11 protein-coding genes and 1 pseudogene are annotated in these 11,914 nt (G+C 43.6%); 3 read left to right on the plus strand and 9 right to left on the minus strand.

The features are described 5' to 3' along the window. The coding region (locus U9Q77_08415) for a metallophosphoesterase family protein (protein ID MEA3287384.1) at window positions 1-2,269 on the plus strand (2,269 nt) is incomplete at its 5' end. Window positions 2,270-2,333: 64 nt separating this feature from the next. On the opposite strand, the gene U9Q77_08420 is transcribed toward U9Q77_08415, so the two are convergent. From U9Q77_08420 to U9Q77_08455, 8 genes are all read right to left on the minus strand, one after another. After that, complete coding sequence (locus U9Q77_08420) at window positions 2,334-4,406, minus strand: FAD-dependent oxidoreductase (protein ID MEA3287385.1); 2,073 nt, start codon at window positions 4,404-4,406, stop codon at window positions 2,334-2,336. Between the two features lie 42 nt (window positions 4,407-4,448). Next, a complete protein-coding gene (locus U9Q77_08425; protein ID MEA3287386.1) occupies window positions 4,449-5,024 on the minus strand; it encodes an RnfABCDGE type electron transport complex subunit A in 576 nt (191 codons plus the stop codon). Window positions 5,025-5,092: 68 nt separating this feature from the next. After that, window positions 5,093-5,707, minus strand: a complete 615-nt coding sequence (locus U9Q77_08430) for an electron transport complex subunit E (protein MEA3287387.1) — start codon at window positions 5,705-5,707, stop codon at window positions 5,093-5,095. 10 nt (window positions 5,708-5,717) lie between these two features. Further along, complete coding sequence (locus U9Q77_08435) at window positions 5,718-6,338, minus strand: FMN-binding protein (GenBank protein ID MEA3287388.1); 621 nt, start codon at window positions 6,336-6,338, stop codon at window positions 5,718-5,720. Further along, window positions 6,331-7,302, minus strand: coding sequence for an RnfABCDGE type electron transport complex subunit D (locus U9Q77_08440; GenBank protein ID MEA3287389.1), 972 nt, complete (start codon window positions 7,300-7,302; stop codon window positions 6,331-6,333). The genes U9Q77_08435 and U9Q77_08440 overlap by 8 nt, the downstream gene beginning before the upstream one ends. After that, complete coding sequence (locus U9Q77_08445; protein ID MEA3287390.1) at window positions 7,193-8,590, minus strand: 4Fe-4S dicluster domain-containing protein; 1,398 nt, start codon at window positions 8,588-8,590, stop codon at window positions 7,193-7,195. Before U9Q77_08445 ends, U9Q77_08440 begins: the two co-directional genes overlap by 110 nt. 41 nt (window positions 8,591-8,631) lie before the next feature. Continuing rightward, on the minus strand, window positions 8,632-9,261 hold the full coding sequence (locus tag U9Q77_08450; protein MEA3287391.1) for a cytochrome c3 family protein: 630 nt from the start codon (window positions 9,259-9,261) through the stop codon (window positions 8,632-8,634). After that, complete coding sequence (locus tag U9Q77_08455; protein ID MEA3287392.1) at window positions 9,251-9,724, minus strand: hypothetical protein; 474 nt, start codon at window positions 9,722-9,724, stop codon at window positions 9,251-9,253. The genes U9Q77_08450 and U9Q77_08455 overlap by 11 nt, the downstream gene beginning before the upstream one ends. 437 nt (window positions 9,725-10,161) lie before the next feature. Between U9Q77_08455 and U9Q77_08460 the strand changes: the two genes are divergently transcribed. After that, window positions 10,162-10,926, plus strand: coding sequence for a DUF1868 domain-containing protein (locus U9Q77_08460; protein ID MEA3287393.1), 765 nt, complete (start codon window positions 10,162-10,164; stop codon window positions 10,924-10,926). Window positions 10,927-11,458: 532 nt separating this feature from the next. On the opposite strand, the gene U9Q77_08465 is transcribed toward U9Q77_08460, so the two are convergent. Next, window positions 11,459-11,740, minus strand: a complete 282-nt coding sequence (locus tag U9Q77_08465; protein MEA3287394.1) for a hypothetical protein — start codon at window positions 11,738-11,740, stop codon at window positions 11,459-11,461. A gap of 53 nt (window positions 11,741-11,793) precedes the next feature. Here U9Q77_08465 and U9Q77_08470 point away from each other — a divergent pair. After that, a pseudogene (locus U9Q77_08470) lies at window positions 11,794-11,914 on the plus strand (sugar ABC transporter ATP-binding protein).

The raw sequence follows: 11,914 nt of genomic DNA on the forward strand, positions 1-11,914 counted from the left end.
AGCGAATGATCTGGTTCGTGGACCGTATTTACAGGATGCTCAGTTGACAACAATCACCATCCTATGGGAAACCGAATTGGCAACTATTGGAAAGGTTCGTTTTAGTACAAATCCACGGATACTGACTCAATCATCTGTGGATGATGAGCCTCAAACCCTGCATCAGATTGGGCTGGAGAACCTTAAGCCAAACCAGACATATTACTATCAGTGTATCTGGAAAAAGGGCAAAACGACACGGGGAAAATTTAGAACTGCACCTGCAGATGACCAGACATCCTTGCGTATTGCAGTTGTCGGTGATTCACGTAGCGATTTGGTCATGAGCAAAAAAATCTCCAACATGATTGTTGACAAAGACCCGGGAATCGTGCTTCATACAGGAGATCTCGTGGCCAATGGAAGAAATCTGAAGGAATGGAATACTTATCTTTTTAAACCCATGGAAAACCTCCTGCGGAATATTCCACTCTATCCAGTACTTGGTAATCACGAGCAGGAATCACCTTATTACTATAAATATTTCCCCCTGCACAATCAAAAGCCATGGTGGTCTGTGGACTATGGATCCGTGCATATTATTGGTCTGGATACCAGTGTTCCCACCGACCCGGAATCTGAGCAATATCAGTTCATGCGTGAGGATTTAAAGAAAAATAAGAGCCCATGGATTATAGTGGTCTTTCATCATCCACTTTTTCATACGCATCCGTACCGGCCTGTTCAAAAATATCAACATGAGTGGCAATCTTTGTTTATGGAGCATGGCGTTGATCTTGTGCTTACCGGGCATGATCATTACTACCACCGTACATTTCCAATTGGACGAATGTCGGAAAAGCAACAGGGAGTTGTTCACATAACCACAGCTGGGGGAGGGGCATCACTCTATCCCACAATTTCTCGACCATATTCAGCCTATGATCGCAGTCTGTATCATTTTTTACTCATTGATGTGACGGAGGATGAACTTGAAATTCGTGCTATTGATGAGAATAATCAAATATTTGATGCAATTATTCTGAATAAAAACCAGGACCATTCAGCCGCCAGTTTTGTGGAATATGGGTTGTTTGAATTGGAGCAAGACCTGAATAAGCAGTTGGGAGGGCTTTTTCCAAGGGAGAATAAAAAGGGGATCGTTTTCTTTGACACAACCCTCACGATGGAAACAAATTTTTATATGCCAGTTTCCGTGAAATACCAATGGCGGGCCACTGATAGTTGGATATTTGATCAAAATAATAATGAGTTTACGATAAATCCCGGTGAAAAACTCAAGATACGACTTAAGGCGCAGGTCGACAAGAAACACTTCATGCCAACCCCTGAACTCTCGTTGCACCTGGCCGCGGATAACGCTACCCGTAATATTATCAGGTCCAGACCATATCAGAAATCTCTTGGGTTTCGAAATCAGGATTTACAGTTTTCAATTGAAGAAGCTGCCTACAAAAAGGCTGTTTCATCTACTTCTGATGATTTGTCTCCGCTGTTCTTTTTTCTCAATTATTACGCCGATAGCGAATTTGCTTCTGATGTAATGGTCGAGCTGGGAAAACGGAGCTTTCGTACCCGGGATAAACGTATTTTGCCTAAGCTGAAAACATTTTTAAAAAAGTATCCCAGCGACCTGAATAAATATCGAATCTATCCCTTTTATTTTCTTTTTGAAGATTTTAATAACTTGGAAGAATGGATGGCTATTATGAGGCGACTTCCATCCAAGCAACTTTCTTATGCTCCAAAGCTTATGTGCCAACTTTTAGAATTGGATATATTTAATTCTCGTACAATTAGGAATTGGTATCTTATTGGTCCCTTCGATGCGTCGGATGGGCAGGGGCTTTCAACCATTTATGCTCCTGAAGTTGAACTTGACTTATCAAGGAGTGTTGAATTCAGAACCGGTGGCGAAATTGGTTGGAAAAAACACCCTACCACTGGATCATACATTGATCTAATTGACGCTTTAGCTGTTCCTGAGTACGCTTCAAGTAATCTGGTAGCCTATGCTTATGCGGAAGTGGTCACGAAAAAAGCCGGTGAAGTATTGCTCCTTTTGGGAACTGATGACGATCCAGTTGTGTGGGTAAATGGCGTTGAAGTTCATCGGAAAGAGGTGGGCCGGGGACTAAGAGCTTGCCAGGATGTGTTGTTGGTCCCCGTAAAAACGGGCAAAAATGATATCCTGATAAAAGTAGTGCAGCGTGGTGGTGCCTGGAACCTGGATTTGCGTATTTCTGATTGGATGAGAATTTTAGAGTAATACCAATTAAACTTGTAGTGTCATTTGGAAGCACAATTGGTATAATTTACCAAGTAAATGGTAGTCAAGAGGCCTCTTTTAATGCTGTCTTGTCTTCTGTATAGCAGAAAACCCCGCAATTTAAACACCGAGATGCTTCATATTGAGCAGCCTTTTCATCAATTGTACCTTCAACCTCATTGAATGTCCCAAGCCGATCCTGCAAGGCGATGATCGGTTCATGTACCCTTGGAGTGGCATGAATATCCATAATTGATTCATGCAAAGACCCTGAAATGAAATTTCTTTGCTGGTCACGGATGGGTGGTATTTGCTCCTCTGTGATGTAGTAGTGGGCGGATCGAGCCGCATATCGTCCTGCAGCAATAGCTTCAACTGCCAGCCCCGGACCAGTGAAACAATCACCGGCTGTAAAAATGTTGGGTATGTTCGTTTGTAGCGTACTCTCCTCAGCATCAATAGTATGCCACCTTGTTTCTTTTAGCAACGGTAGACCATCTTTGAGGTTAAACGTCATATCTGGGAATTGACCAATAGCCTGAATGATGGTATCACAATCCAAAACAGCTTCAGATCCTGCGATGGGAACAGGCCTACGCCGACCATCCGGATCTGGTTCTCCAAGTTCCATAGACAGTATTTCCAGCCCTTTAACATTGCCGGATTCACCAATGATCCGATTGGGCGCGCTCAGAAACCGAAATACGATTCCCTCCTCTTCGGCTGCAATGATTTCGGCAGGATTAGCCGGCATTTCATCTCTGGATCGTCGATAAACGATGGTTACTTTTTCTGATCCTAAACGAAGCGATGAGCGGGCAGCATCCATAGCCGTATTACCACCCCCGATGACAATAACCTGTTTTCCTGCAATGGGAGTTTCATCCTTATGAAAGTTTTCCAGAAATTTGATGCCGCTGTAAACTCCATTCAGATCGCTTCCTTCAATCGTCAATTGATGTTCAGCCCAGGCTCCAACTGTTATGATCGTTGCCTGAAATCCTTCAGCTTGTAGAAAATCAAGGTTGAAATCCTTCCCAAATTCGACCTTGGTTGTAACTTTAATACCAAGCTCCAAGATGCCCTGAATCTCCCAATCCAGAACTTTCTTGGGTAAGCGGTATTCCGGGATACCATATCGGAGCATCCCACCCAGCTCCGGTTGACGCTCAAAGATTTCCACTTCATGCCCCAATCGGCACAGGAAATATGCAGCAGTGAGTCCCGCTGGTCCGCTACCGATGACCGCTACTTTTTTACCGGTTGGTGGCGAAATAGGTACAGGCAAATGAACTCCCGTAGACATTTCCCAATCAGCTGCAAAACGTTTTAAATAATTGATAGCGATCGGCTCATCACCAATGCTGCGGCGACATGCCAGAGCACATGGTTCTGGGCATACTCGTCCACATACCAGGGGAAGGGGGTTCCGTTCCTTAATTGTTAACAAAGCTTCAGCATATTTCCCTTCTTTGATAAAGTGAATATACTTTGGAATATTAATTTGAGCCGCACACTTCTGACGACAGGGAGCCAGACATTCAGTAAATTGGTTCCAATGCAGGATCTTACTCTTCTCTGAAATAATGGATATAATCCCTTTCGGGCACGCACGAACACATTCTCCGCATCCGACACAACGTTCAGGATCGAATAGAGGCAAGTTATCAGGACCCATTTGAATAGCCCCAAATTTACAGGCACTAACACAGGTACCTAGTCCAATGCAACCGTGATCACAGTTAATGGGTCCTCTGTAATACAGCATAGCAGCACGGCAGTCTGTGAATCCGGAATAGTCATATTTTTTTGTCGCGCGGTTACCACCTGAACAATCCGGAACAGCTATCTGAGGTTCTGTACTCATTGCGCTTATCCCCAAATATTCCGCAACTGCAGTGGCCACCTCAGCCTGACCGACTACACAAATATTAACGGGTGCTTCGCCATTGACTATTGCTTCGGCACAAGCACTACAACCGGCATAACCGCATCCCCCACAATTGGCTCCAGGTAGTAAATCCATGACATATTTTATTCGTGGGTCTTCTTCCACATGAAATATGCGACTGGCAATCCCGAGTCCAATTGCTGCGACAGTTCCTACCCCTGACATTACCATGATCGGTATTAACATATTGTTTTATCCAATCTGTATGATTCATTCATTTGAGTTTCTTTATTTTACCATGCCGGCAAACCCCATAAACGACAATGACATGATACCTGCTGTCACCAACGCAATCGCAGTGCCTTTCATGAAATGGGGGACTGGGGCTATGAATAATCGCTCACGAATAGTAGCAAAAAGGATGATTGCCAGTGTAAATCCAGAAGCACTGGCTATTGAAAAGATTAGCATCTCCCAGAATCCAAATTCATACTTAACGTTTAGTAACGCAATTCCCATGACGGCACAATTGGTCGTGATTAGCGGTAGATAAATGCCTAATGCATTGTAGAGTGGCTTACTGAATTTTTTGAGAAAAATTTCTACAAACTGAACGAGTGAAGCAATGATAAGAATAAAGACCAAGGTTTGTATAAACTTCAAGTCGTAGGGAACAAGGACACAGTGGTACACAGCCCAGGTAAATACAGATGCCATTGTTGCCACAAATATAACTGCAGCACCCATTCCTACAGATGTTGACAATTTTTTGGAAACGCCGCAAAACGGACAATTTCCCAGGTATTGAGCAAGGAGAATATTGTTTACAAATATTGCGCTTATTGCCAGAAGAATCAAGTCCATGAAAGTTGCCTCAGATAGGTTGTGATAGACGCTAGGATCATAATCAGATATTTTCTATAGGTTTCAATTTAGCTTTGGAGCACATTTTCACCACGATACCTGCTATAAGCATTCATGAGTCCCAGAAGCAATCCTAGACAGATAAATGCTCCCGGTGCCTTTACCATAAACTCAAAAGGTTGATATGCTGATCCCATTACCTGTAAACCAAACCAGGTTCCGGTTCCTAAGATTTCCCGGATACTACCGACCAAAGTGAGGGATAGCGTAAATCCCAACCCCACACTGAAACCATCCACCGCTGATAAAAAAACAGGGTTTCGAGATGCAAAGGCTTCTGCTCGACCCAAAATGATGCAATTGACCACAATGAGTGGTATATAGATTCCAAGTTGTTGAGATAAACCGAAGAAAAAGGCTTGAAGTATCATTTCAACCATTACCACCAATGTGGCGATAATTACGATATAGCTGGCAATACGGACTTTATCGGGGATCAGTTTCCTCATCAGTGAAATGATCAGATTTGAGAAAATCAGCACAAAGGTAACTGATAGACCCATTCCCAGACCATTGTTGGCTGAAGCGGTAACCGCTAAGGCAGGGCATAGTCCAAGAACCAGTCGGAAAGGTGGCAAATCCTTCCAGAATCCGTGGGTTAATACTGATAAGAATCGGGACATATTGGTACCTTCAAATATTTAATGAGATTGGCTCTAGGTCAGCGCTCTTGTCTAAGATGGTTCGTTTTATCTGATTTTCATATTGCTCCAAGAAAGTAAGAGCTGTCTGTGAACCATTTAAGATGGCATTCGTGGAAAAAGTGGCACCAGTAATACCATCAATTGTGCCCCCGTTGGCTTTTAGCCGGGGTGGAACATGTAGAGGCAAATTTTGCCATTGTTTACGGAAGGCCGGTTTTTCGATCCTTGACCCCAGGCCAGGTGTTTCCTTATGCTGGATTATCTCAATCCCTAACAATTTCCGTGTGGTCATATCCACACCCAGCAGGATGCTGATGTCGCCACCATAGCCACCTTTTCCGCTTACTTCCAGAGCCAATTCCCGCAGATCAGTATTGTCTGTTGTATAGAAAACAGTTACCGATCCGGTCTCGGTTTCAACAATCAATTTATTATTCAGGATATCTTTTGCCGGTTGTTTGAATAAACGTTCCAGAGCTGGCCCCCTGATATACAGATCATTCTGTAATTCTATTCGGTCACTTAGAACCGTGCGTATGGATTCCAAACTTCCGGCAGATATGCCGCAGATCATTCCCAAGACTAGAACGAGATGTGCAATTTCACGCATGATCTGCCACTTCCAGTCCACGTACTGCTGGTGTGATCCTATCCAGCAGTGGATATACCATGTTTATCAGTAAAATTGTGAATGCGATTCCGTCGAGATGAATGGAAAATGTTCGTATCAGAACTAACAGAGCGCCGCCCAACAGCCCATACATGATCATGGGCAGTGAATTTACTGGTGATGTGGTTGGCTCTGGAGCCAGAAAAAATGCTCCCAACAAAGTGCTTGCTGACAGAAGATGAAAAATCGGTGTAGCCGTACATTGTGGATCTACCAAACGCAACAGACCGCCCATGCAGACCACGCCTATTATAAATGCCACGGGAATATGCCAAGTGATGGTACGCATCAATAGCAACAAGATTCCCCCGATCAACACGAACAGGACCAAGCCATTACCAAGACCGGCAACCTGGTTCCCCAACAGCATATCCTGCCAGCTGAATATTGTTTCAGCGCTGGCTCCAAGTGTTTTGATCATCTGCAATGGACTCACCATAGAGATATTCCAGTCATATGCCAATACTGCTCCGGTGTGTTTGAAAGTTGCTGGCCACGATATCTGCAGCATGGCATAACTCAACAGAACTGGATGTACAGGATAAGCACCTATTCCACCAAACAGTTTTTTCCCAAGAATGATCATGAGGCCACTACCAATGACAACCATCCACCAGGGAGTACCAACGGGCAACAGCACTGCGAGAAGAATAGCCATGGGTACACTCGTCCAATTCGATGTGTTGTCTTTGCTCTTTATAATCAGATTTGTACCAGCATCAAATAGTACTGATGTGAAAAGGCAGAGACATAGCACATTCAATGCATCAGCACCATATCGGTACAGGCTGGCACTAATTATGGGCAGTAAAGCTATGATCCACTGATGTTGCTGTCGCACAATGCTGTTCCCACTCTTCCAGTGGGGATTCGATGCTACATGCAGTTTGTGGTTTGTGTTCATTTTCCTGATTTCCATATTTGTTAGCTAATTGAACCATCTGCACCAACGGTCGTTGAGCCGGGCATACGTAATCGCATAAACCACATTCGATACAGGACTGTGGGTGATACGCTGTTGCCTCTGTAAAGCATTCAAACTCTACATTTCGAGCAATAAGATGCACCTGTAAGTGCATGGGACAGATGCGGACACAGCGCCCGCAATTGATGCAGGTGCTGCCATCGTTATTGATTGCCTCATTGCCATACATGAGATGAATACCATTGCTGGATCGGGTCATGGGTGTCAGATTATTGAACTGAGCCATTCCCTTCATGGGACCTCCGGCGATAATCCGATCCGGTATATCAGCATCAAGCTCCAACGATTCGAGAATTGATCGGATGGATGCACCATGAATTATTCTCACCGTTTTTTGAAATAATGGATCTCTTTGGCTTACGGTTAAATATTTGTGAGTAAAGGGTATATCATCAATGAATGCGGTCAGCATTGCCAGTAGCTTTTCCACGGTGATCACCATCACGCCCTGGGTAACATAATCTCGATCCAAGTCAAACTTGATGTTTGTCAATTGTGGAATTAACAGATCCAGAATCCGCGCGGGGTAATAAGCAGAGATAGATTTCAGTTGGATGCTTTTTGGTAGTGCTTGCCGAATTTCCGGTAACATCTGGCGATTAATCAAGAGGGATTGTTGGGCTTTGGGCATCAACAGGTTCAAATAGTTAAACCCCTGACTGACTTTATCAAGATTCCGGATCAATAGTTGATGCTGCACACAGATACTTGGCTCTTCATCCATTCCCACAACCACAACCTGTTTGATTTTGTCCAGGGGAGTGGGATTTGTATCCGGTTCTGTTTGTTTTGTTGGTAGCCAGGGTGGGAAGATTCCCATTGCTTTTAATTGATCATCCGGTAAAGCACCTTTCCGTGAAACCCCGTATTGTTCAAAAATATCATCAGATGACAAAGGGTCTCCGACCCCTTTTTCAATGCAAATTGCGGGAACATGCCTGGCATACTCTGACCAGACAGGTTTTATATCCAGTACTTTTCCGGATATGGGTGCATGCAAACAAACATTTATGCTGTTGGTGGCAATGATTTGGTACTGTCGCACATGATCACCGATTTTAACCCGGGGTATGTACAGTTCTCGTTGGGAATATTCCAATGGCAGTACCACATGATCCGGATCAGGTATTTCTATGATCTCTTCATTACAGACACCTGCAACCGGTAAATTATTGAACAGGGATAAAAATGAATTCCGTCGTATCATTGAATATTTTCCTGTATCATATCGTTATTTTGTTAGATCATCTATTTGAGATGACAGGCGCTACACTCCCACTCTGTGGCGCATTTCCCAGCAATTTTAACAACTTCCTGTTCATGGCATCCAACACATTGAAGATGATAAATTGAACTTAGTGTTTGTAAATGATGACATCCGGCACAATCATCTTCGTGGGTTTCCAACATTTCCTCATGAGACAACATCTCTCTTGAGTAATCTGAATCATGGCAACTGGCACAGTTCGTCTCAGTTGGGTATTCCGGCTCCGATGTGGGGTGACATTGACGACAATTGGTTGCTTCACGATCCTCATGTAATTCATGACAAAAAAAACATTCATGATCCTCGATTTCTTTCATCTCAGCATGTGTAAAATCTTCCACCATCATATCTTCATCATGACAGTCGAAGCATTCGGTAGCGAAATCAGCGTTGAACAGGTTGTGATGACACGTTTCACACCCTTCTGTTTGATCTTTGTGTGTTTGGTGATCAAAGAGAACATCGCCACCGGAATTACGTAGGTAGAAACGTTCACCCTGTGTTGGATCAGGTTGGTTCGAATATCCCGTCAAAGCAATCAAGCCGGCTAAACCGGTCAGCAGGATCAAGCCGTAGGACTTTGACCATCGCATCCAGTAGTTACCACTCATTGCTATCTTCCAATTGGATCTGTATGCTATCATCTGGGGAAATGGCATGCCAGTGACATCCCTCGCGAGTGCAGATATAGAATGGAACCCTGACATTTCCGATCCCAACCAAAAAACTGGCCACACGTGAATCGCCACGTTCACATGTAAGTCCTTCAACAATTAATGTTTTGTGGCAATAGGTGCAGAGAACATCATATACCTGTTCACCTTCAGGCAACTCCATCTTTGTCTTGCGGCTGAAATCATTAAGATAAGGACTCAAATCGACAGTGGCTTTATCTCCGGCGCTATTAATCACCTCAAGCGTCAAAACACTGTCATGGGTTAGTTCTGCCTGGCAATGAGGACAGAATGATTTGAGGTAGGTTCCAGTTTTTAACTGCTGGCGTTTGTTATAGGTGTGTGACTGCCAGACATGGTGGAGCCAGCGATTGGTGGGCTGATCTGATTTATCAGACATAAGGTTTCCCAGATATTAAAATGTTGTATGTAATTACTCCATTCATCGGCGTTTGATGTAACAAAACTTATGCCAATAACATTTATTAATATAAGTATTATATGTTACTAGGTAAATAGTATCCAAAAGCACATAACAGTCATTATGAAATATCCAACAAGGATCTCATTGAACATGTCACCTTGAATATTGATCAGGCTTTTTATCTATTCGATATTTTTATCATAAATTGCGCAAAAGCGTTGCTTCAGGATCATGACAGAGCGGTGTGTCAACGATGTGCATTCTTTAGTATAAAAGTCTTTCTCTTGAGATGCCTGATTGGCTTCTTATCTTCAGCACGTTTTATACGAAGTTCCAAATATTTGGACTGACCATTATAAGATAAACTCTATGAAATTTGACCAGCATTAATTGTAAACCCATGGAGACCCTAGATGGATCGTGTTCTTGCAAACTATCAAACCAGATTAAATTCTTGGAGACTAGAAGATTTCAAGGGTGAATTTCCCAGTGAATTTCTTGGCGATCTGAACCAGAAGTTTTATCCATCAGGAGTTGCCAAATCTTTTTACGGTTTGACGGTGGTGGCATTTATAGATCCAGAATCAGCGTTGCACCAGAGATTATGCGATTTTCAAAACCGTCATAGAACAGCGCTGGAATTGGCTGGATTAGATTCCATATTCAGCTTTCTGAACCCTCTGTCATTTCATATGACCCTGTGTGATATAGTTGCAGCACCAAACCCACCTCCCCTGCAACTTGTGGAAAGAGTGATCAGCTCTGCCCGTGAGGCATTTCCCCAATTGGGGTTGTATCCCAAACTGTCCTGCCAGTTAACCGGCCTTGGTGCAGATGCTAGTTTGCTAATGCTGGCCCAGTTCGAAACAGCAGCTGATTTGGAGTGTTGCCTGGATTTGGAAAAATGTCTCAAGGCAGGTTTGGGAGTGGATGAAAGATCATTTTTGGGGCATGTCAGTCTGGCTTACTTTGTCCAAGCACCTCGAGAAGATCTTAAGCACATAAAGAGGACCTTGGACCCATTTAGCCGGGAATCATTGGGTTTGTTTCCAATCACAAAAATTGATCTTTGTTATTTTCGGGATATGAATAGCTATATACCCCTTATGTCATTTGATCTCCGTGATGGCAGTTTTAGTGATTATTCCAGCACTCTGGAAATTGCTACCCTACAATAAGAAAGCACGATATTAAACCGGCCCATGTTATCCGTAAGTATATTTTACATATTAGCCACAAAGTCACTAAGGCACTATGTTCTACAAATTCCCTGAATGGCTCTTTGAGCCTTTGCTTGTCCGGCGTAGCTCTTCCAGCGAAGATGGATGTCTTCGTGGCAAAAGAACTTACACTGCTGCAAGATGATGACTCCTGATGCATACGGCTATCTCAGGCCAGCTTAATAAAGAACGATGAAACCCTATTTGAAAATCGACCAGCCAACCCACTCTTTGGTGGTCGTGGATCTTCAAAATGACTGAATGGATGGACAAATTGCTGAAGACCTGTCGGCTAGACAAGCTCAGGATGGCGTTCGGTATTTTTTTCTGCGCAGTATGGATCTGGCGGCGACCTACCGGGTTTTTAGAGGTCTGCCAGTAGAACCCCTCACTATGAACCCGAAAAGTGGAATGAATAATACTATTTCCAGATACGGAGCTCGAAGCTCAATGTATCGCTTTTTTTTGTGTCATACTCTACATTCGATGTCTAAATAGGATATGCCTTTTTGACCCTGAACGGATTGGTGATCCTACCAATAAATTCACCATTTTTCGCATAGTTTTCAAAAGCCATGAAGGTCCAGCTATTTTCAGTGGCTTTAATAAATTTTCCACTGTAAAGGGTTCCACTTTCATCACCAAATAACCAGGGGTCATCCTGAATACTGAAAGGACCCAAATCTGTTTTTCCATAGTAACAGGCTGTCCCAGTGATGGGTGGTTTTCCAGTGCGGTGGAGTAATGTTGTGGAATATGAAAATCGATCCATGCTAAAAATTAAGCATGGTTTTGAATTGACTTGAATGAGTTAGGGAACCTGCAGCTGAGATCAAGGAGCGCGTGACCAATGCATCTGAGATCCTGGGTATCACGGAGTATCTGGACCGTCGGCCAAAAGAACTCTCCGGTGGTCAGCGTCAGCGGGTGGCTGTGGGTCGTGCAA

This window comes from Candidatus Neomarinimicrobiota bacterium (assembly GCA_034716895.1).
GTDB lineage: Bacteria > Fidelibacterota > UBA8477 > UBA8477 > JABMPR01 > JABMPR01.